17 protein-coding genes are annotated in these 22829 nt (G+C 51.0%); 8 read left to right on the top strand and 9 right to left on the bottom strand.

Annotated features, from left to right (window positions below; translation table 11 throughout):
• Positions 1-118 precede the first annotated feature (118 nt).
• The gene (locus tag AC27IB_RS12870; protein WP_487121322.1) at positions 119-1198 is read left to right on the top strand and encodes an AraC family transcriptional regulator; all 1080 of its coding nucleotides are present in this window, start codon (positions 119-121) and stop codon (positions 1196-1198) included.
• Positions 1199-1301: 103 nt separating this feature from the next.
• Positions 1302-2096 carry a hypothetical protein gene (locus AC27IB_RS12865; RefSeq protein WP_487121320.1) on the top strand — a complete coding sequence of 265 codons (795 nt, stop codon included), beginning with the start codon at positions 1302-1304 and terminating at the stop codon, positions 2094-2096.
• A 6-nt stretch (positions 2097-2102) separates the two neighbouring features.
• Here the strand turns inward: AC27IB_RS12865 and AC27IB_RS12860 are convergent, their stop codons facing one another.
• A complete protein-coding gene (locus AC27IB_RS12860; protein ID WP_487121318.1) occupies positions 2103-4031 on the bottom strand; it encodes a cation:proton antiporter domain-containing protein in 1929 nt (642 codons plus the stop codon).
• A complete protein-coding gene (locus AC27IB_RS12855) occupies positions 4028-4654 on the bottom strand; it encodes an NAD(P)H-dependent oxidoreductase (protein ID WP_296047057.1) in 627 nt (208 codons plus the stop codon). Before AC27IB_RS12855 ends, AC27IB_RS12860 begins: the two co-directional genes overlap by 4 nt.
• 427 nt (positions 4655-5081) lie before the next feature.
• Between AC27IB_RS12855 and AC27IB_RS12850 the strand changes: the two genes are divergently transcribed.
• Positions 5082-6275 (top strand): MFS transporter, encoded by a 1194-nt coding sequence (locus AC27IB_RS12850; RefSeq protein WP_296047061.1) that lies wholly within the window; start codon positions 5082-5084, stop codon positions 6273-6275.
• Positions 6276-6379: 104 nt separating this feature from the next.
• Positions 6380-8626: an acylase gene (locus tag AC27IB_RS12845; protein ID WP_296047063.1), complete on the top strand. Its 2247-nt coding sequence runs from the start codon at positions 6380-6382 to the stop codon at positions 8624-8626.
• 40 nt (positions 8627-8666) lie between these two features.
• On the opposite strand, the gene AC27IB_RS12840 is transcribed toward AC27IB_RS12845, so the two are convergent.
• The 3 genes from AC27IB_RS12840 to AC27IB_RS12830 all read right to left on the bottom strand — a co-directional run bounded on the left by AC27IB_RS12840 (position 8667) and on the right by AC27IB_RS12830 (position 11531).
• Positions 8667-9515: an SDR family oxidoreductase gene (locus AC27IB_RS12840; protein WP_296047064.1), complete on the bottom strand. Its 849-nt coding sequence runs from the start codon at positions 9513-9515 to the stop codon at positions 8667-8669.
• 79 nt (positions 9516-9594) lie between these two features.
• A complete protein-coding gene (locus AC27IB_RS12835; protein ID WP_296047066.1) occupies positions 9595-10848 on the bottom strand; it encodes a sensor histidine kinase in 1254 nt (417 codons plus the stop codon).
• The gene (locus tag AC27IB_RS12830) at positions 10845-11531 is read right to left on the bottom strand and encodes a response regulator transcription factor (RefSeq protein ID WP_296047068.1); all 687 of its coding nucleotides are present in this window, start codon (positions 11529-11531) and stop codon (positions 10845-10847) included. Before AC27IB_RS12830 ends, AC27IB_RS12835 begins: the two co-directional genes overlap by 4 nt.
• Positions 11532-11685: 154 nt before the next feature.
• Between AC27IB_RS12830 and AC27IB_RS12825 the strand changes: the two genes are divergently transcribed.
• From AC27IB_RS12825 to AC27IB_RS12815, 3 genes are all read left to right on the top strand, one after another.
• Positions 11686-13062: a S41 family peptidase gene (locus tag AC27IB_RS12825; RefSeq protein WP_296047070.1), complete on the top strand. Its 1377-nt coding sequence runs from the start codon at positions 11686-11688 to the stop codon at positions 13060-13062.
• 168 nt (positions 13063-13230) lie between these two features.
• Positions 13231-14043, top strand: a complete 813-nt coding sequence (gene hpaI, locus AC27IB_RS12820; protein WP_296047072.1) for a 4-hydroxy-2-oxoheptanedioate aldolase — start codon at positions 13231-13233, stop codon at positions 14041-14043.
• Between the two features lie 23 nt (positions 14044-14066).
• Entirely contained in the window at positions 14067-15614 is a 1548-nt protein-coding gene (locus AC27IB_RS12815) for an amidase family protein (protein WP_296047075.1), read from the top strand.
• On the opposite strand, the gene AC27IB_RS12810 is transcribed toward AC27IB_RS12815, so the two are convergent.
• The gene (locus AC27IB_RS12810; RefSeq protein ID WP_487121313.1) at positions 15611-17905 is read right to left on the bottom strand and encodes a winged helix-turn-helix domain-containing protein; all 2295 of its coding nucleotides are present in this window, start codon (positions 17903-17905) and stop codon (positions 15611-15613) included. The two genes, AC27IB_RS12815 and AC27IB_RS12810, sit on opposite strands and share 4 nt — an antisense overlap.
• A gap of 239 nt (positions 17906-18144) precedes the next feature.
• Between AC27IB_RS12810 and AC27IB_RS12805 the strand changes: the two genes are divergently transcribed.
• Positions 18145-18630, top strand: coding sequence for a tetratricopeptide repeat protein (locus AC27IB_RS12805; protein WP_296047079.1), 486 nt, complete (start codon positions 18145-18147; stop codon positions 18628-18630).
• 129 nt (positions 18631-18759) lie between these two features.
• On the opposite strand, the gene AC27IB_RS12800 is transcribed toward AC27IB_RS12805, so the two are convergent.
• From AC27IB_RS12800 to AC27IB_RS12790, 3 genes are all read right to left on the bottom strand, one after another.
• On the bottom strand, positions 18760-19287 hold the full coding sequence (locus tag AC27IB_RS12800) for a response regulator transcription factor (protein WP_296047081.1): 528 nt from the start codon (positions 19285-19287) through the stop codon (positions 18760-18762).
• Positions 19280-20347, bottom strand: a complete 1068-nt coding sequence (locus AC27IB_RS12795) for a sensor histidine kinase (protein WP_296047084.1) — start codon at positions 20345-20347, stop codon at positions 19280-19282. Before AC27IB_RS12795 ends, AC27IB_RS12800 begins: the two co-directional genes overlap by 8 nt.
• Before the next feature lie 149 nt (positions 20348-20496).
• Positions 20497-22779, bottom strand: coding sequence for a TonB-dependent receptor plug domain-containing protein (locus AC27IB_RS12790; RefSeq protein WP_296047087.1), 2283 nt, complete (start codon positions 22777-22779; stop codon positions 20497-20499).
• Between the last annotated feature and the right edge of the window lie 50 nt (positions 22780-22829).

Below are 22829 nucleotides of genomic sequence, written 5' to 3'. Positions count from 1 at the left end.
ACAGCTCCGGTGTTGAAAGGGTACGTTGTTACAGTGTTGTTTTAAAAATGTTAACAGGCAAGGGGTTGGCGTGTTAGGATTAGCAAATGGCGCATAAAGATAATTAAAAGGTAGAGGCTTGGTTTACGCAGCACAGACTGGCCCGGTGAATGACCTGTTAACTCAGCAATCTCATAGTGTTATTGGTAGTTGGCCACTGGTTATTAGTCGGGCGCTGAAGGCTTATGAGCTCGAGGGTCAGACGTTGTTAAAGCGGGTGGGGATAGACCCGGTGCTTGCGGCCCGCCCGGAAACCCGATACCCCCTGGCGCAGTTAAACCGCTTGTGGCGACTGGTGGAAAGCCTGACCCAGGATGAAGCGGTAGGGTTAACCGTTGCCCGGTTTGTCAGGCCCACCTCCTGGCAGGCGTTAGGATTTGCCATTTGGGCCAGCAATACTTTGATGGAAGGCTTTGAACGGCTGGCGCGGAATTTTCGCATGTTTGCGGATTACGGCACGCTGGAAGTGAGTGCCGCCAGTAATGTGGTTAATATTAGTCTGTATAAAGGTCTTACCGTTGAGCACTGGAGTGCAGCAGAAACTGATGCCTTTATGGGAACCTGTATGCTCACTGCCCGTCATATATTTGAGCCTGGCCTGGTGCCATTGCAGGTTTCGTTAAGCCGCCCCCAGCCCCGTGATCCCACTCCCTGGCAGCGGGTGTTTAAGTGCCCGGTATTTTTTAATGCGGCGTGCGATATGATTGTCTTCAGCGAGGCGGTGATGCATCAGCCTTTGTTAACCGCCAGTCCGGAACTTGCTGCACAAAATGATGCGCTGGTGGCCGACTATCTGGCACGCTTCGACCGTACTGACCTGCGTGGCCGGCTGGAGTCATTATTGCTCAATCATTTGCCATTGGGCTCATTAACACTCATCCAGGTGGCTGAGAAGCTGGGTATCAGTTGCCGTACCTTACAACGACGCCTCGCTGAGCGAGGCAGCAACTTTCAGAAGGTCCTTGACGCATTGCGCTGCCGACAGGCGCTGTTGTGGGTAGAATCAGGGCATCTGCCATTGAGTGAGGTGGGTTATCGGCTGGGTTTTAGCAATGCCGGAAATTTTACCCGGGCATTCAAACGCTGGCATCAGCAGACCCCCCGACAAATCCGTCAGCGCGCTGTAGCAAAGCCGCCTTTCAGGTCCGTATTACCCTAAAGAATGAGCAATATTTTCGTCGATTGCCTTGCAGTAATTTAGACCTCTGCATAAAGTTGAAAAGCAGAATGTTGATTAACTAGCAGAGTTGGAAGAGAGTTTGTTGCGATACTTCTTAATGTTTCTTGCCGCGTTAAGCCCGTTGATAGCCTTACCGGCGGCAGCCGAAAAGCTCCCCAAAAAAGTGATTGTGGGTGCACAGTTAACCGGCCTTTTTCATATCCCTGGTGAACATGAAGGGGCGGGCGTTTACTACGAGATTTTGCAACGGGCACTGGCAGAAAGCGGGTTAGTTGATCAGGTTGAGATAATAGTGATGCCTATGTCGCGGGCTAAACGGGGATTTGTCGATAAACAATATGCCTGTTACGCGCCAGGCATTACGAGTTTCGATTTACAGGATAGCAATCTCGATTTACAAAATGTGCTGATCAGTATGCCTTTAAATAAAGCCATGGTAAGGGTGATATCACGGCAGGAGCAACCTCCGGTAATGCAGGCCAGTGATATTCCCAACCATGCAGTGCTCAGTATTGTGCGTGGTACGCCAATGAGTGATGAAATGCAGGACATTGCCGACCGTGTGATGGAGGTTTTTGAAGTCAGCAGTGAGACCGAAAATGTGCAGATGCTGATGAATAAAAAGGTCGATTACATTTTTTCTTTTTACCCGGATGTGTTGTTTGCCTACGAGGAACTGGGGATCAGTGAATTGCCCTATTCGAAACAGTTCTCGCCACTCACCATGCGCGATACCATGATTTGCCATCCCGGTCATGAAGAGCTGTTCAGCGCTATTAATGAAAAGCTCATACAGTTTGCGCAAAACGGAGTGCTGAAGCAGATGCTGGGGGATTTAAATATGTTTGCCGAGACATCACAGGGCGACCAACCGTAACAACAGTTAGTCTTTCTGCTCTTCCTGGTCTTTCAACTGCTCTTCAGCATAGCCTTTGGGCGGTGGTGTCCAGCCTCGTCGCTTGGAGTGATTATCATGAAGGTCAGATTTGAGTGCATCATCGATTAGTTGCTGTAATTCCATAAACAACTCCCGATAGTTATTATCAAACCTTTCGCCACTGGCATCATCTTTCCAGGCTTCGTAAAGCACATCGCTTTGCTGTGCTTCAATATCCCGGTAGGCGTGCTTTTGACGCTCCGCCTGAAACGGATGAACGCCGAGAAATCGAAGGGCCTGAGCCCCCATTTCCAGCGCCGAGTGGTAGGTTTCAGAAATCAGGTAATCGGCACCAGCCTGACGCAGCCGATAGCCATGCCCACGGTCAAAAGCGCGGACCAGCACATTAAGATGCGGGTGAGACAGTTTGACATATTTCACCATTTCCACGGCGGCTTCACGATCATCAATGGCGATAACCATTAAGCTTGCTTCGTCGATGCCGGCCGTGCCGAGCATGCCGGGTTTGGAGGCATCGCCAAAGTAGGCCTGTGTGCCTATCTGGCGCATTAAATCGACCTGTTCTGAGCGGATATCCAAAATCACCGTTTTAAAATCATTGGCAACCAGCAGGCGGTTGACTATCTGACCAAACCGGCCGATGCCGGCAATAATCACTGTTCCTTTGTCGTCTACCGTGTCGTGTTGTCGACTGCTTTTATCCCGCATATAGTGCGGCATGATGACCCGCTCAAACAAGATAAATAAACCCGGTGTGAGAAACATAGACAGCGCCACTACCAGTTGTAGCAGGGCAATTAAATCGGTGGCAAGCACACTGTTCTGAGCCGCGAAGCTGATTAAAACAAAACCAAATTCACCGGCCTGCGCCAGGCTTAGCGTCAGCAGCCAGCGATTGGAGCCCTTGAGATCAAACAAGGTGGCGATGAGTAATAAAACTAAGGCTTTAAGGACCATAACGCCCAGTGTAATACTGATGATCAGGCCAAGGTTTTCGGTGAGTGTGCCAAAATGAATACCGGCGCCCACAGTGATAAAGAACAATCCCAGTAGCAGTCCCTTAAAGGGTTCAATATTGGCTTTCAATTCGTGACGAAATTCACTGTTAGCCAGCACAACGCCGGCTAGAAAGGCTCCCAGGGCAGGCGATAATCCCACCAGTCCCATTAATGCGGCGATGCCAATCACCAGCATTAAGGCGGTGGCGGTAAAGATTTCGCGCAGCCCCGATGAGGCTACAAAGCGGAATAGGGGACGGCTCAGGTAATGACCGCCGATAGTTACAAAGGCAATGGAAGCGATAATCACCAGCCCGTATAACCAGCCGGGCAGGCCATCGACCAGATTATCACCGTGTCCGGCGTTCTGATCGGCTACCTGATTAATGGCACTGGCCAGTTCCGGTAATGCAAGAAGTGGGATCAGCGCCAGCATAGGAATAACGGCAATATCCTGAAACAGCAGAATCGAAAAAGCGCCTTTGGCGCCTTCCGTTTGTTGCAGGCCTTTTTCCTGAAAGGTTTGCAGCACAATAGCCGTGGAAGAGAGCGCAAAGATCAGACCAATAGTGAGTGCAACCTGCCAGCTTAATCCGGCGCTGATCGCAATGCCGGTGATCACCGCAGCCGTAAGTAACAGCTGTAATCCACCAAGCCCCAGTAAGCGCAGCTTCATATTCCATAAGGCTTTAGGTTCGAGCTCCATGCCGACTAAAAAGAGCATCATGACCACGCCAAATTCGGCAAAGTGCTGAATAGTATTGGTTTCTTCACCTACCAGCCCTAATACCGGACCAATCAGTAGGCCGGCAATTAAATAACCCAGCACCGACCCTAAACCCAGTCGCTTAGCCACCGGGACCGCCACAACCGCCGCCAGCAAATAGATAAACGCCTGTAAAAAATAGCCGGTCATTGGTTGAGCTCCTGCTCGTTAAAATAGCTGGTCATGTTTTCAAGCTGTCGGGCTTTAGCGATATCCAGTTCTCCTTTTGCCAATGCTTCAAGCAGCGCTGTCCACAATGCTGAGTGGCGGGTGATTCGGTGTTCTTCTTTTGCAGTGCGAGAGCCAAACAGGGCAAAGGGTGCTAAATACGTTAACTGGGTAATACTGGCCATTTGCTCCAGCGGCTGGAGTAACTGGCGCAGGGTAAAATGATTAAATCCGTCGGTTTGATAAGCTTCTTCGCGGCCGCCAGCTGAAACGGCACAAAAAAACAATTTACCTTTCAGGGCATCGCCGCCCTTGCCATACGCAAAACCGTATTCGAGGACTAAATCCTGCCATTCTTTTAACAGAGCAGGAGTTGAATACCAGTATACCGGGAACTGAAAGATGATGATGTCGTGACTGAGTAACCGCTGCTGCTCTCGTTCAATATTAATATTGAAATCCGGGTACTGGGCGTACAGATCCACTGCAGTGACGGCGTCGAGCTGTTTCGCGCTGTTGAACAAAACACTGTTGACCTCTGATCTCGCCTGTGAAGGGTGAGCAAATAAAAGCAGGATACGACTCGAGCTTGGTTGAGTAGACATTCAGGATCCGGCAAACAATTAATTCAGGCTATTAATGAGGGTTTTACAGGCATTATACAAGTCTTACCACAACCAATACTCCCGCTGTTGATTGTTAAACTTATCAAAGAATTGGAAACGAAAAGAAACGGCTGTGTAAACGCCTGCACGGGCATGGTGAATCAAGTTAAAATTGGCATAAGTTACCTGTTTAAAGCATAGAATTACTTTGCATACATAACGTATAATGACGGGTATCAAACAAAAATAAAGCAGTTGTCCTTTCCGGAGACGTTAACGCAAAAGTGTAAGCGATCCCGTTTGGTCCTTTTCCCTACAAATACATTCGCGTTTTAATTCGTTTATGCTGTCACGTTTGCAACACCAGTTTAAACGGACGCTGTCTCATTTTATTTAAGTGACTTCGGTCATGTGTTTAAGGTTGTTTATGTCTGCACCACAATATAATCAGGGCGCAGCGGTCTGGCCTATTCTGGCTATGGCGCTGGGAACGTTTGTTCTGGGACTAACCGAGTTTTCGGCGATGTCCATGCTGCCCTTAATCGCTGAATCATTCAGCGTAACACCCTCGCTGGCAGGTAACGTTATCAGTGCCTATGCCATTGGCGTGGTCATTGGTGCGCCTCTGTTTATGCTGCTTACCAATAAAACCAATCGCCGCACTGCGTTGATTGTGTTTACGGCGATGATTTTGTTGGGTAATGGCTTAAGTGCAATTGCGTCTTCGTTAACGGAGCTGGTGGTCTACCGGGTATTATCCGGATTACCCCATGGTGCGTATTTTGGTACCGCTTTGTTGGTGGCATCGGGCATGGCACCTAAAGGTAAGCGGGCGACATACATGTCGAAAGTGTTTGCCGGTCTGACTATTGCCACTATTGTGGGGGTTCCCATGGCGACCCTAGTTGGCCAGAATATGAGCTGGCGGGTGTGTATGGCTATTGTTGCGGTGCTGGCATTCATTACTATGTTTTTGATTTACCGTCTGGTGCCCAGCAGTCCGGTAACCAATCCAACCCGGTTGAGGGAAGAGTTCGGGGTATTGAAAAACAAGTTGGTATGGTCGATTTCCGGCATCATTTTTGTGGGCTTTGGCGGCGTATTCTGTATTTATACCTATCTGGCAGATACCATCATTAATGTTACCGAAACGCCGGAAGTGACCATTTCTATTGCCATGATGATGTTTGGTATCGGCACTACCATTGGTAATCTGGTGATCAGTAAACTGGCCGATCATTCGCCGTTGGCCACAACGGGTATCGCCCTGTTATGCAGCGTTGCCATTGCTATCATGTACGTATTTGCTGCGGGCAATATCTGGTGGTTGTATGTCACGGTATTCCTGCTTGGTGCCAGTGTTGGTCTGGCTGCGGTGATACAGTCTATGCTGCTGGATGTGTCGCCCACCGGTCATGCCATGATAGGCGCGCTGGTGCAGTGTGCCTTTAATACCGCTAATGCCATCGGCCCATGGGTAGGCGGCGCGCTGTTGGCGTCAGGCGCTACCTTTAATGAAACTGGCTACGCCTCGGCAATGTTGTTTGTGGGCGGCTTCGTAATGTGGGCGCTCAGTTATGTGCAGATGCGAAATCGTAATTTAATCCCCGCAACGAACTAATATGCACGTTTAAAGGAGGTCATAAGGCCTCCTTTTATCGTAATAACCTGCTGTTTTGTCCAATTAAAATCTCTCTCTGGTTGCACCGATACGCCGGACACGGCATGCTAAAAAAGCTTCAGGACGCATTACCCTATACCTTTGGCCGTTTGCCCCGGACAGAGAGCGCCTTAACCGGCGAAGAAGTTGGAATTCTTATGAACATGTTAGCCGTTACTCAGCGCTGCAGGGACTGGCGTATTGCTGTGCTTGCTATCCTGACGCTTGTTATTACCGCCTGTGATAACGCTCCTAAATCTCCCCCTGATACCGGTACATCTAAGGATATCGAAATTCGTTGGGACACTTTTGGTGTGCCGCATATTTATAGCGGGACTGCTGATGATTTGTTTTACGGTTTTGGCTGGGCCCAGGCAAAGAGTCAGGGTGACATTGTCCTGAGGCTTTACGGCCAGGCCCGGGCAAGAGGCGCCGAATACTGGGGTGAAGAGTATGAACAAACCGATTTGTGGCTACTCGGTAATGACGTCCCTGAAAGAGGGCAACAGTGGTACCAGCAGCAAACGGAGGCGTTTAAGAAAAACCTCGATGCTTTTGCGGCCGGTATTAACGATTACGCGAAGAAGTACCCTGAAACCCTGGATCCGCAAGTATTAAAAGTATTACCGGTATCTGGTGTTGATGTGGTGACCCATGCCCACCGGCTGATGAACTTTATTTATGTTGCCTCGCCTTCCCGGGTGATTGGCGAGCGTGCACCGTCGCTTAAGGCTGGCTCAAATACTTATGCCGTGGCGCCTGCTAAGTCTGCCAGCGGTAACACGTTATTGCTGCAAAATCCGCATCTTCCCTGGGCAACCGGCTTCTTTACCTATTATGAAGCCCATTTGAGCGGTCCTGGTTTTGAAATGTACGGTGCCACTCAGGTGGGCCTGCCGGTAATTCGGTTTGCCTTTAACCAGCGCATGGGTATTTCCAACACCGTAAACCGTATCCCAGGTGCCACCACTTACCATCTTACCCTTAAAGAAGATGGCTACCTCTTCGATGGCGAGGTGTTGCCATTTGAGACTACCGAAAAGACGTACCAGGTATTACAGAAAAACGGCACGCTTAAAGAAAAAACACTGGCTGTGAGAAAGTCAGTTCACGGGGCGGTGTTTGAAAGGCAAGATGGTGAAACAGTAGCATTGCGCGTTGCAGGGCTGGACCGACCGGGTATGCTGCAACAGTATTTTGATATGTTGCAGGCAACAAGCTTCGCTGAATTTACTACGGTAATGGAAAGACTACAGGTGCCAACGTTTAACATTACCTACGCCGATAAAGAAGGCAATATTCAGTATCTTTACAATGGCATTCTGCCCAAACACGAACAGGGCGACCTGGCTTTCTGGACTGGGTTGGTGCCTGGTGATAGTTCTGAGTATGTGTGGAACGAAGTCCATGATTACGCGGATCTGCCTAAAGTCATTAACCCCGAAAGTGGCTTTGTACAAAATGCTAACGATCCGCCGTGGCTGGCCACGTATCCTGCCGTTTATGGTTACAATGATTTTCCACCTTACGTAGCAGTAGAAGGGCCAATGTCTTTCCGGGCGCAAAACGCGGTTAAAATGATGGCTGAAAGCGGTAAGTTAAGTTTCGAGCAGTTTGAGAAAATAAAAATCTCTACTTATGCACTGATGACCGAACGCGTGCTGGACGACCTTCTAGCCGCGGCCGCTGAAAGTAACGACGAAATGGTGCAACAGGCAGCGCAAGTGCTTAAAGCCTGGGACAGGCAGTTTGGTGTGGATAACCGTGCCGGGATTTTATTTGAGAACTGGGCAGAATTGTTTGCTGGCAAGCGCTCTGGATTTTCGGATCAATCTAACTATGCAGTGCCGTGGCAGGCAGAGTCACCGCTTTCAACACCATACGGCTTAAAGGATCCTCAAGCTGCCGTCGCCATGCTTAAAAAGGCCGCCGAAATTACCATTGCAACCTATGGCCGGATGGACCCGCGGTTTGGCGATGTCTCACGGTTTATCATTCGCGATATGGATGTGCCCGGTCATGGAGGCTACGGGAATCTTGGCGCATTTAATGTGATCACCTGGTGGGATCCGGATGGCGATGGGATTCGTGAACCGCGCCACGGTGAAACCTGGGTTTCCATGGTGGAGTTCTCAACGCCGATAAAGGCGAAGGGTATTATGGCTTATGGTAATTCCCGCCAGGTCGAATCGACCCATTATTCTGATCAGCTTGAATTACTGGCTAACGATGAATATCGCACGCTCTGGCTACAGCGGGAAGAGGTTGAAGCGCATACTGAGCAAACGGAGTGGCTCGAAAGGTCGCGATGAACAGTAAGAGGGCACTAAGCGTGCCCTTTTTTGTGAGCGGTTAAAACGCGCTGGGGTTTAAGCCGCCATCAAGCAAGATGTTTTGCCCGGTGATATACCCTCCGTACTGACTGGCCAGAAAAGCACAGGTGTTGCCAAATTCGCTGGGATCGCCAAAGCGATTGGCCGGTACTTTCGCCGCCAGCTCCTTAGCCACGGTGTCTTTATCATTACCGGTACGGGCCATTCCTGCATTTAATACGCCGTCGAGTCGGTCGGTGGCAAAATAACCCGGTAAGATATTATTAATGGTTACATTTTTGTGGGCCACTGTGCGGGCGATGCCAGCCAGAAACGCGGTTAATCCGGCGCGGGCACCGCTGGAGAGATCCAGTCCGGCTACCGGCATTTTGACCGTCATCGACGTAATGTTAATAATACGGCCGAAACCACGCTCCACCATGCCGTCCAGTACCTGTTGAACCAGGTTAATAGGAGTGAGCATATTCATGTTAATGCCATCTACCATGGCATCGTTGTCCAGTTGGCGAAAATCTTTCAGTGGTGGTCCGCCATTATTATTGACCAGAATATCTGGTGCCGGGCAGGCCGCCAGCAGTTTGGCCTGTCCTTCCGGTGTACTGACGTCACAGGCAACCGGCGTGACTGTGACGCCGGTTGCGTCACTGATTTCAGCCGCTACAGTAGCCAGTCGCTCTGCATTTAAACCATTGATTACCAGATTAACGCCGGCTTCTGCCAGTGCCTGAGCGCAGGCCCGGCCCAAACCGCGGCTTGAAGCGCACACAATCGCATGCTTACCTTTTAGTCCTAAATCCATACAACCTATCCTTACCTGTTGTTGCCTGTCAGCCTGACGCTGGCAGGCCGAAAAAACCAGTCTTCTCATCTTACCGGCTTACTTCGGTTTTTAAAGGAGGCCTGTCGTTAATTTAAGCGTATACAGCGAGAGGGAGCGGGCGCGTATTTTAACATGATACCGGCGCATGAGGGGCGGGAAGGGGCAGAGTAATGCCTACGGTAAAGTACTTATTGTTGTGCTCAACCAACGTTTGCGCGGTAAGGGTTCCGTGATGAAAATCCACAATGCGACGGGCCAGAAACAGGCCCTGGCCAATCCCTAACGGGCTAACACTGGTTTCCTGTTGGCCCCCGGTTGACGGGTTATTCTGATTACTAAACTGCAGAGACTGCTTCCGGATTGCGATCCGCAGAGTATTCTCACTGCCATGGTAATGAGCATTTTCAATAAGGTTGCGAAACAGCAGATACAGCAGGGTTTCATTGGCTACCACCTGATAATCTTCAGGCACATTAACAACTAGCTCGAAGTCCGGGCGTAAGCCGCTCAGCGACAGGGTCATGGTAACGTTTTCTAACAGGCTCAGAACGTTTAGCGGGCGCCTGAGCTGACTTTCGTCGCGGGCCAGGGCGGTCAGTACATCGAGTGTTTTGGTGAGTTTATCTAACTGGTTGCGAGCCTGCTTTTGGTCACTCGGCGACATGGGGCCGGCTTGATTGAGCGTATTTTGCAATATACTCACCGGTGTTCTTAACTCGTGGCTGATATCCCGCGTGAACTGGCTTTCCCGTTCAAGGAGGCTGGTGAGTTTGTGCCATTGTTTTTCTATGGCCCGGGCTAAAAAGCCCACCTCGTTATCGGGCAGACTGGCGGTAAAGCCGCTGGGAAATAGCAATTGTGGCGAATCGCTCTCTACCCGATGCCGCAAACGGTTCAGGGGCGCAATAATTTTGCCAATGCTGCGCATCAGAACCACTGAGCACAGGGCGAAAATCGCGGTGCCAAGCAAAGCCACGCCTGCCACATTTAATGGCCATACTTTATTGGTCGCGGTAAAGGCGTCTACCTCTGCGTAAAGCAGTGCCTGTTGTGGGGCAACGCTTAGCCCGACGATATGAATGTTGCCAGCCTCAGTGTTAAATTCGATTCGTTCAGGCTCCTGACGATGTTGCTCCTGCACCGTTTGCGGCAGTTGTTGCCAGCGATGAATAATTTTCATCCACGGATAGCGCGGGGAAAGAAGAGTACCTGTCTGGTGATAATGGTCCTGGAGGTATCTGGCCTCGTTTCTTATCTGTTGATTGATGACGTTATCTTCTATCAGATAGCCATACAGCTGCGTGAATCCGGCAAAAAAACTCAACAGAATAAGGGTATAGAGCAAAAACAGCCGTTTTATTTGCTGGCCAATCTGTTTCATGCTGACTCCTGCAGGCCAAATCCTACTCCGTGAATGGTTTTCAACATGGGAAATTCAAAGGGCTTGTCGAGTTGCTGGCGGATTGTATAGATGTGTGATTTCAACACATCGCTGTTGTGAATATCGTTGCCCCACACCCGTTCGATAAGTGCCAGTCGACCAAGGGGCATAGGATGGGCTTTGGCCAGTGCAATCAGGATCGCTTTATCGGTCGCCGACAGGTGTAATACCTGTTGCTGGCGACTGACGGTATTGGTGACTAAATCAATCGCCATTTCGCCAATCACCAGCGCTTTGGCCTGATGCAGATCGCGGCGTCTGGCCAGTGATAAGCACCTTACCAGTACCTCATCAGGCTGATAAGGTTTAGTCACATAATCATCGGTACCGGCGGCAAACCCGGCGAGTTTGTCGCTCAGGGCAGTGCGGGCGGTGAGCATCAGTACCGGTAGGATGGACTCGCCGTTCTGCTTGATATGCTGACATAGCTCCATGCCGTCTGTGTCAGGCAGGGATAAATCCAGTATCACCACATCATAGCAATGGTTGGCGACCAGCCGGAGGCCGTCCTTACCGGTGGGGGCCAAATCAACAATGTGTCCGGCGTCGCTCAGGAACCCTTCAAGTTGGGTGGCCAGTACCGGGTCGTCTTCTATTAGCAATATGTGCAAAAACTGTTTCATGCCCACACCAGTAGCAATTACGAATAACCTGAAAAATCGCACAGAGACCAGGGTAAAACAAGAGATTACCCAAGTGTTTTTGCAATCTTGACCTTTTCTTGAAGTTTGCTTTGTTACGGTTTATCGCATTACTCAATAATGGGACATTTTAGCAATGAGAACAGGTATTTTACTGGTAGCCCTTTGCAGTTTGGTGGGGTGTGGCGGCATGAAAGACTGGATCCACCCGGATGTGGATAAACGCTTTGTTGAGCAAACTTTCACTGAACAACAGTTACAGGCAGATCTGGATTATCTGGTAGCCACAATGACCGACCGTCACCCGGCATTTGAACAGTACGTGGACGAGGATAAGTTCACCGGTCAGGTGGAGCGTATCAGAGCAGTGCTGAAAAATGGCATGAACCGCCAACAGGCCTTTTATGAGCTTGCTCAGCTGACCCCGTTTTTTAACGATGGTCATTCCATATTGTTTCCACTGCTGGCTGAATTCAGCTTTGCTGAGGAGGCCGGCATCCAGACTTTTCCGTTTGGGGTTACCGTGCGGGAAGGTAAAATCCGCCTGGCCCGTTCCTACCAGCGTCAGAGCGATGACACATTACTGGCTGCAGGCAGCGACATCCTGGCTATAAACGGACATTCCGCAACTGACATCATTGCTCGCTTAACGCCGCTCAGTCACGGAGAGTCGCCGGCTTTACGCGAAAGTATGCTGTCACTGCTTTTTCATTACTGGTTATTTGCCGTTTTTGATGTGCAAGGCGATATGCAACTGACGTTGGCGCATAACGGTGTGGTCACAGACCTGTCGATAGTGAACGGCGATGAGTGGCAACGGGCCGGTAAAGGGCAGGGCGATAACGCGCTCGAATTTATCGCGCCGCAGGTGGCTTATCTGAGGGTTGACTCATTTGATGTTGATACTGAACAAGACGCCTACGATAGCTTTATTGAAAAGGCGTTTGCACAGATACACCAACAGCAGGCTCAAACGCTGATCATCGATATTCGTGGCAATACCGGGGGGCAGTCAGATGCCGGTGCTCAGATTATTCAGTACCTCACCGACAAACCGGTACCACAGGCTTCGGTTGCTATAGAAAAACTCAATCGCGACACAAACGGCTGGTTTGGTTGCCGGGGGGAGCCAGGTGAGGTTATTGAACTCAGTGTTGAGGCCGATGGCATGATTGAACCGGTTGAGCCCACAAGGCAATTCAAAGGTGACGTGTGGGTGTTAATCGATCGCATGAGTTATTCGGCGTCTATTTTATTTGCCACCACCATTCAGGATAATCAACTGGGCAAACTTATTGGTGAGCCTACTGGCGGCTTTGCGAATCAAACCGGCAACCTGACGCCCTTTTATTTACCCCATACCCGGTTACTGATGCTGGCGCCTGGCCGCTATATTGTCAGGCCATCGGGGAACAGATTAAAGCAACCGGTGATGCCTGATAGTCAATTGAGCGATGAAGCGCTGCTTGATCCTGTCGCCTGGTTTAAAGCTAATCCCTTGCCGGGTGACTAAATCCCCACGGCGGTTGCGATAAATCACAAAGTTTGCCTGTTAACAGGCTCAACTTTATGCTGAAATTCCGTATACTGTCACAACAGATAAAGTCCTGAACCTCGTGCAAATCATCTTTATTTGTAATTGAACCAGCGTAAGACTGGATCTGACAATCAGGAGTACCCTATGCCTGCCCCGAAAAATACATTCAAACAGGCAATCGCCGGAGACACAGCACAAATAGGTTTGTGGCTGGGACTGGCCAATAGTTACACTGCAGAACTGCTTGCTGGTGCAGGCTTTGACTGGCTGCTAATTGATGCGGAGCATTCGCCCAATGATCTGCGTACCATCCTTGAGCAATTGCAAGCCATTGCGCCTTATCCGGCGGTACCTATAGTGCGTCCGCCCTGGCCCGATGCAGTGCGCATAAAACAAATTCTCGATTTGGGGGTGCAAACCATTCTGGCACCCATGGTCGATACCGCTGAACAGGCGGCAGAGGTGGTTGCTGCCACCCGGTATCCGCCGGAAGGGATCAGAGGCGTTGGCAGCCCGTTGGCACGCGCCTCGCAGTTTAACCGCACTAAAGATTACCTGGAGACAGCCAACGACCAGGTCTGTGTACTGATTCAGATTGAAACCGTAACCGGGGTCGATAATCTTGATGCCATTCTGAAAGTCGATGGCGTAGACGGTATTTTTATCGGCCCGGCGGATTTAAGTGCTTCCATGGGGCACCTCGGCGATCCGGGGCATGATGAGGTACAGGAAGTGATTGAGGCCTGTATTGCGAAGATTGTCCGGGCCGGCAAAGCACCGGGCATACTGATTGGCGATAAACAACTGGCATCGCGCTATATCGAGCTTGGTGCCATGTTTGTTGGGGTGGGTACCGACACCGGTTTATTACTGAATGCCTCGGCCGCACTGGCCGAGTCGTTTAAACCGGATTTGGTAACGCCCGTGCCACAAACCGGTAAACGTTCGGTCTATTAAACAGTAAGGGTAAAGGAGAAGTCATGAAGGGTGCGTTAATCCTCATCGTTTGCTGGTGTGTTGCCGGTTGCCAGAACACAACGGTTAATCCGGCGCCAACGCCACAAAGCCGGGCTGGCGAATTTACCCTCAAGGAAGCCACCATTGCCGATATTCATGCGGCAATGACGGCCGGGGAACTGAATGCTGAAACACTCACCAGACAGTACCTTGAGCGCATAGCCAGACTGGATCAAAGCGCCTTTTTAAATGCCATTATCACGGTTAACCCAGAGGCGCTGACACAGGCCAGAGCACTGGATGCGGAGTTTGCCCGTACCGGCAGACTGCGTGCACTCCACGGCATACCTATTATCGTTAAAGATAATTACGATACCGAGGGGCTGCAAACCAGTGGCGGCTCAGTGGCACTGAAAGGCGTTACCCCACCGGATGATGCCTATCAGGTGGCGCGCTTAAAAGAAGCCGGCGCAATTGTGCTGGCAAAATCGAATATGGCTGAATGGGCTTTCAGCCCGAGTTGGACCATGAGCTCCGTTGGTGGCCTGACCCGAAACCCATATGATTTACAACGCACGCCAGCCGGCTCCAGCGGTGGCACAGGCGCTGCCGTGGCGGCAAATTTTGGTATGGTCGGTTTGGGCACCGACACGGGTAACTCGATTCGCGGGCCGTCTTCACATAATGGGTTAGTGGGGATCCGCAGTACCATGGGCTTAACCAGTCGTGACGGGATTATTCCTCTCTATTTACGCAATGACATTGGCGGCCCGATGGCGCGCACAGTGGAAGATGCCGTACGAGTACTGGATGTGATTGCCGGCTACGATGAAGCCGATCCGATTACCGCCAGAAGCCAGGGGCAACGCCCTGAATCCTACCGGACTTCACTGCAGCCAGATGGCTTGCAAGGGGCGACCATCGGCGTATTGCGTTATTACACCGAGACGGCGCCCATTGATGACGAAGTTAATGCCCTGTTTAAACAGGCGCTGTCTGATTTAGTTGCTCAGGGCGCGCAGGTGATCACGGTGACTATTGACGATTACGCCAGCCTGATTAAAGACAACTGGTGTAACACGTTTGTCAGTGACGTTAACAACTACCTGACTTCGGTTGCCGGGCGCTCACCTTATGATTCGCTTGAGGCTATCTATGCCGCGCAGTTGTATTCGGTGCCTATACAGGAGTCGCTGGAATATATGCTAACGCCTGAGAATCAGGACCAGGATTGCGGCGATTTGTATACCAACCCCCGCAATATTCATTTTCGTGAGCAAGTAGTAAAAGCCATGGATGAAGCAGGTGTGGACGCCCTTATTTACCCCACCTGGAGTTTTCCGCCCCGTGAAATTGCCGATCCCGATGGGCATAAAGGGGATAATAGTCAGCATATAGCACCGCATACCGGCTTGCCAACAATCACAGTGCCCATGGGGTTCACCCGGAACCAGCGCTTACCTGCGGGGCTCAGCTTCGTGGGACGGCTATTTGCCGAACCTACCCTCATAAGGATGTCGTACGGTTACGAACAGGCAACCGGTCATCGTAAGCCGCCGCCCGGCTTTTAGGGCGTTAGCCCGGCACGCTGTAAGGCGGCTTCCTCGCGCTGTTGCTCTAGTTTGTGGCGCATTTCGCTATCGGTTTGGCCTGCGGGGAGCAGCCAGTAGTAGTCGAGCCAGCCCCCTTGTTTATCGGTCAGGTAGGGCGCCACAGACTGTTTATTCATTAACGGGTAAATCTGCAAGGGCGTGGCATTATCGCCAATCATGGCGGCCAGTTTGTGTAACCCTTGCTGGGTGTCGCCGGGCAATACAGTTAATGCCTGCAATGCAGCAAAGTACCGATAATTATACACATTCACTTCAGGCGCCGTGTTGGCAAGCTGGCTTTGCAGAAAACGGATTGCGGCGTCGTTATCGCCCGCCTGGATATAGTTTTGATAAAGCAGCGGCAACAGGCTGAATATGCGATTGTCGAGTAAAGGCTGCTCCAGCATAAGCTGCCGGGCAACATCTGATCCCTGGCCGGGCTCTGTAAATCGAATGAAGTCCTGCCAGAATCTTGCCTGTGGGGTGTCACCCAATAAGCTTGCGGTGTGCCTAAACCACTGTTCAGCCTGCGGTTCATCTCCCAGTTCGAGATATAACAGGCCGGTATAAGCAGAATTCACTGCCGAGGCTGCATCGATTTCAGCTGATTGCAGCATGCTGCCTATCGCCGCGCCTAATTGCCCCTGACGGTGTAAAATTTTTGCCTGCCACACATACGCCCAGGTGTAATTGCTGTCGATGCTGATGGCGTTTTGCGCTGCTTCCAGTGCGGCCTGGTAGTTGCTGCGCCAGAAATGAACAATCGCCAGGTTCACGTTAATCCACGGTGACAGCGGGTCGAGGTCATAGGCCTGTTGAGCCCGTGACAGGGCTTTATCAAAGCGATTGCGAGCCAGTTCCAGCTCCGAATAAATATACAGCGCAGTAGCGTGTTGTGGCTGGCGACTGAGGATCCCCTCCAGAATTGCTTCTGCCTCACTGAAATGACCGGCAGAGGTTGCTATGATCACGCTTGCCAGCAATGCGTTAGTTTCGTTGGGGTTATTACGTAATGCCGTTGTAATTGCCGCTTCGGCCTTTTGTAAGGCTTCTTCACGGGGCATAAACGCATCATGGAAATCATGCCGGGCATACAGATAAGCCAGTTTGCCATGAGCGGCGGCAAAATCGGGCGCCAGTTCCACAGCCTGTTGCAAGGCGGCTTCCGACTTGTAAATCCACTCGCTGGTTTTGCCATTCATAAGCCAGTAATTACCGCGCAGGTAATATTGGTATGCTTCGATGTTATCTGGCGATGAGGTCTGGGCAACCACAGATTCATTGGCCTGAGGGAGCAGAGCTTCGTTCAGGCGACGGGCAATATTCTGTTGAATGGCAAATAAACTGGAAGCAGTATTGGTATAGCTTTCAGACCAGACTACCCGATCGGTCCCGGCATCTATCAGACGCACGGCAATTTTAAACTCATCGTCAATGCGTCTGACGCTGCCTTCTACCAGGTAGCGCACGCCCAGCGAGCCGGCCACATCTGACAAGCTGTTGTTATCAGCGCTGGCGACAGCCAGAGTGGAGTAGCGTGACGGCACGTCAAGATTGGGATTTTGCGTGAGTGAGTCAGTGAGCTCCTCGGTAATACCGTCGGCAAAATAGAGCGTGTCATCATCATTACTGAGCTGTCTGAGTGGCAGCACCGCTACCGAGATACGCTGTTGGTCTGCCAGCGCCGCATCATCGGTTACCGTTTTATTCAGGGTAACTACGACAACTGCGATTACCAAAAATAGTAGGGCAGCTGCCAAAAGGGCTTTCTTGCTGATTCTGGGAGCCGGGGAAAACCCCTTATCTGCTGGAGTCTGCTCTGTGGGCGCTAATGTTTGCGCGGTATCAACAGGTGCCTCAGGCAGCGGTTGTGGGGAAGTGTCGTCGGCTTGCGTTTCAGCTTCGTTCGGTGTTGGTGTAGAGGCGGCAGGACCTTCTGGCCAGTTGACTTCGCCTCGTAACCGATAGCCTTTTTTCGGCACTGTTTGTATCAGCCGCCTTTGTTTACTGTCGCCGAGTGCCTGGCGTAATTGTGAAATAATCCGGGTTAATGCTTCTTCCACCACAACCCGGCCATTCCAGACGTCGCGTAACAGCTCACCCCGTTCTACGGTGTCGTTGGGATGACAGGCAAGAATGTAAAGCACATGCATGGCTTTCGGTTCGATTCGCCGAATTTCCTTGCCTTGTCGAATGGTATGATCGCCAATATCCACCACGATGGCGTTAATGGTAAAGCAGCCTTTGCCTGGAGGGGGATTAAATGACAACCTTAGGTCTCCGGAGTTTCATTAGGTTTTATTGTAACTCACTATAAATAAAGAATTAAATATTCTATTAGTTATTCTTTAGGTTTTAATTTGAAGTTCATCAGGCGACTTGGTGAGTCGTGTTACATACTCAACCGAAATTTAAACAAGTAGTGGCCTTTCGGTTAACAAGCAGTTTCTGCGCGTCGACAGTGGATAAGGCTAACAAATTAACTGTTCGTTGTGTTGAGGAAATAACTATGTCTTTCATTAACCGTATGAAAAAGCCGTTGCTCGTTGCTTTATGCTGTACATTTGCTGGTGGTGCCATGGCAACCAGTCAGGTAACCGCTGAGTCGTTTCAATTAAAAACCAGTATGCGTGATGTTAATGGCGTGCGTGAAATTGAACAAGGTGAGTTTTCTAAAGGTATTGCGCGTACCAAAGCGACTTTAGCACGCACCAGTGTTAGCGTTAATCGTTTACCTTTGGTGAATAACCTGTGTGTGGCTTACGTTGCAGTAGGCGATTTAGACAGTGCCAAGGCACATTGCGACGAAGCGGTTGACGCCAGCAGCAATAACGTATTTGCACTGAACAACCGTGCTGTTATGCATTGTCTGGCCGACAACACGCCGGCTTGTATTGCCGACTTAACTCTGGCCAATGAAAGAAAAACCAAGCAGCGTATTGTCTCGCAAAACCTGCAACTGGCCAAACAACGTGATTTGCTGAGCAAAAACTGATTGCAGATGTTCCCTCTGTGAGCTGTAGCCCCTGCCAAAAGGGGCTCTTATCGGGGTGTTGGTAACACGGATTACCGTTTATACCCCACAGGCTGTTTAGTCAGTCTGCAGCCCCGGCTTTGCCGGGGCTTATTTTTTTGTCGGCGAGTGTTTTTGCAGTTTGCGTTGCAGACTGCGTCTGTGCATGCCTAACGCTTCTGCCGTTCTGGATATATTACCGTCATGTTCGCCAAGCATTCGCTGAATGTGTTCCCACTCTGCCTGAGCCGCTGTCAGCGGTTTATGTTCAGCGGTTTCAGCAACAGGTTGTCCCTCGAGTTTACTGATAAGTTCATTAAAGCTGGCCGGTTTGGCGAGATAATCCGTGGCGCCTCTTTTCAGGGCGGTTACCGTGGTAGCAATACTGGCATAGCCGGTCATGATTATCAGGTGTTCGGGTTGATAGTGTGCTTTCAGCGCGGCAATAAACTCAAGGCCGAGTTCGTCGCCCATCATCATGTCGAGTAAGATGGCGTAGCAGCTACAGGCCGGCGCCTTAAGCGCTTCACTGGCCTGAGCATAAGTTGTAACCGAATACTTGCCAGTTGCGGCAAAGCGGCGGGCCAGAACCGTTGTCAGGCGGGTGTCATCATCAACAATGATCAGAGGTTTAGTCAACAGCCTGTTCTCTTTCGTCTAGCAGCGGCAGGGCTATCACCGTGGTGACCTGGTTTTTACTGCTTTCCCAACATACGGTACCGCCGTATTTCTCGATGGTGGCGTTAGACAGCACAGCGCCGATGCCAAAGCCCGATTCACTGCGCACAAAGCGGGAGCCCAAGGGCTCTTTAGGCAATGTGGAGTCGTTGCTCATTGGGTTAGTCACGGTTATCCGACAAACAGACCGATCAGTTTCTGTGCTAACACCTACAGCCTCGCCTTTGGCTGCGTCACAGGCGTTGATGACTATATTGGCAAGGGCTGGTACGAGGGTACGGTCGGCCTGAATCCGACCGTTCAGCAGCGCTTTCACCGGCCAGTTTATCTGCGCTTCCGGACGGGCCAGGATAAGTAAATGGCGAATGGCACGAATTAACTCCTGGGGGGGAAACTCAGTGGTGCGGGCTTCGCGTACGTCGTCGGCCACATCACGCCAGTCCTTCAGCAGCATTTCTAATTGCGAAAACTGACTTTCCAGTTCGCTGACAAGACCGATATCGCGGCTGTCGGCGAGCTCTTCCAGAATCAACCGCATGGTCTGCACTGGCGTGGCAGCATCGTGGGTCAGTTGGGCCGCAGCGGTTCCAATAGCCAGCAATTGTTCGTCCCTTAGCTGTCGTTCCCGAAGTTGCTGTATGGCCGCCGTTTTGGCGCCCAGTTGTAAGCGGAAATAGAAGATCACTGTGGTAACCAGCAAACTGGTTAATATAAAGCTAAGCACCATTCCCTGGGCATGGTTTTGCATCATTGCTGAGTGGTGGCCGGTGGCAGGCACTATGAGCTGCAGACCCTGGCCCAGAATACTGATGGCCAGTACCACAAAGCCCGCCTTAAAGGGCAGCAGCATCAGGCTTAACACCAGGGGTACCAGCAAAATACTGCTGAAAGGATTGCTTGCGGCCCCGTTCAGGGCAATGGAAAGATTGACCAGGCCAATCTCCAGTAACGCCAGCAACAAAGTAATACCTGTGGGAATCCGACTTCGGCCGAAAATCAGCAAAAACAACAGCAGTAACATGTCAGCACCTGTTTAAATCATTGGGGTGAGTATACCGGAGTTTTGGAAGGAGGGGTTGACCGGGCGCAACAGAGTAAAAAAAGAAAAGGTGTGGCATTCACTGTCCGCAACAACAAGTGAGCCAAGCTGCCACACCTCTTTTCAAGCCTTTAAAACTGCCACTGAACGCCGGCATAAACGGCGCGCCCCATGCCAGGCACCGCAATTCCGTATGGAATTCCGTTAAGCGACATCGTCATTCCCTGACCGGTGTAGGCGCCGCCGGTCGGGTTGAAATAAAACTTATCAAGCAGGTTTTCAACGCCGGCATCGATTCTGAATGACTGCCATTGATGACTCACCTGCAGATTCAGTAACCCATAGCCTGCAGTTTCTATTTCATTGCGGATGTCAGAGACTTTTTCTTTACGGCTTGCCAGTACCCATTCCAGACTGCTGTGCCAGCCATCAAATTGGTGCGATAACGTTAAGCTACCCTGGACCGGGATCACCTGATACAAACCTGAGCCGGTATCTTTATTTTCTGCGCTGGTGGCACTCACACTACCAGCGAGTTGCCAGTGGCCACTTTTACCGTGACTTATATGCCAGGTGCCACTCACGTTGGTACCATAAATCCGGGCTGATTGGTTTTCGTAGCGCAGTACGTTAAATTGATTCGGCTGCCACATCGAATTGGCCGCTACAGCATCAATATAGTCTGTGATATAAGTAAAGTAACTGGTAACCGTTAGTGAATTATGTTGTTCATCCTGCCAACTCATACTCGCCGAAACAGTATTGGCTTGTTCCGGTTCCAGGCTGGCATTGCCCACATATCCATTGCCGTCGCCAACCAGGTTGTTCATACCGGCTGCCATCATCCAGGAAGACCAGGTGTACTTTTCGTATAAATTGGCTGATCGCACCTTGTGTGCGTAACCAAACTCAATATTAAGCCTGTCATTGGCCTGGTAGCGTGCCACAAGGGTGACATCAACATTGTTGTCGCTACTACTGCGCGAACCATTATTAAAGGCTGTGGCCTGCATCATTTGCATGCCCGGCGCACTGGCCCCGGTGGCATATCCTTCAACCTCGCCGGTTTGCATGGCTACATTTTCATAGCGCACGCCGTACATTAGCAGCCAGTTTGCACTGCTAGCGTGCTCACGCTCGGCAAAAATTGCAATGCGATCACGCTGGCCATTATTAATGTTTAAAAATGTGCCAGGGCCCATGCCGCCGCCAGAGGGCGTCCAGTAGTCGTCCAGTGCATACTGCTGCAGCTCAAGGCCAATTCTCAGTACATCGTGAGCGGCCAGATAGTAATCGGCCTTTACAGTCAGGCCATTGTTGTCTGATTCACTGTACATGGGCATACCGGCAGCACATGTGCCTTGGGGATCGCCCATAAAACGAATTGGCGTGCATGGCATGCCCATCATTGCGTTGCTGCCATACCAGTACTGTTTATCCGGACCAAAGTCCATCATGTGGTCGACTTTTTCATGGTAAAAACGAGTGGTTAGCTGCCCCCAGTCGGTTTCGCGGTGCCAGGCCAGATTGAGATTGATTTGTTCATTATCGAGTAAGTCCATGCGTTGATTGGGGTAGAGCTGTTGGGGCATGTCCTGATAATTCAGCCTCGCATCAATGCTGTTATGCTGGTTAAGTTGCCAGGCTAAACGCAGAGAATGATTTTGCGTTTCATAGGCCGATGAACCCACTTCATCCAGAGCAAGCTGATGTTCCGGACGTCCGGTAGCCGCCAGCGTTTTAAACGTTTCAGCGGCGGTATAATTGTCGGCCTTGCTCCAGTTCCCGGAATAGCTCAGCATAGTGGTGTCGGTGAGATAACTGACCTTAAGGTTTGCGCCGCGAGCATTGTTGTTGCTGCGATAAAAGCTGCCGACCTCGCCGGAAACTTCCGCTCCGGCACGGGTGAGAAATTCCGCTGGCAGTGACTCGGCGATAATCGACCCGCCGAGACTATCGCCGCCAACACTGACTGGCGATAATCCGGCATATACCGTTAATGTGCCCACATCATTTGGTGCCAGGTAGGAAAGCGGCGGGTTCATGTGATTGGGGCAGGAAGAAATAAGATCCATACCATTAACCTTGACCCGCAGACGGTCATCAGCCAGACCGTGTATCGCCGGCAGGCTGGATAATCCGCCGGTGGCATTTAAATGCACGCCGGCTATGCCCCGCAACAGGCTGGCCGTGTCGGCACTGGCAGCGCCTTTACGGTTAATATCAGCTTCATTTAGCACCGCAGTATGCGCGGCGAGTGACTGTCCGATACTGCCTTCCACAGTAATATGTTCTATAGCCTCATCATCAGACTGGGGGCTGGCGTAAATCGGTACAGAGAGTGAACTGAAAGCCAGTCCAATCGCGATGGCAAGCTGGCAAGGCCGCCACCTAACAGGCAAGGGGTGTGTCATTGTTGCTCCTGAGTATTAGTGTCAGGCGCGGGTGTTATTGGTTGTTATTC

It is taken from the genome of Alteromonas sp. 4NH20-0104, assembly GCF_057547795.1.
This window is presented reverse-complemented; position numbering and strand designations above follow the sequence as displayed.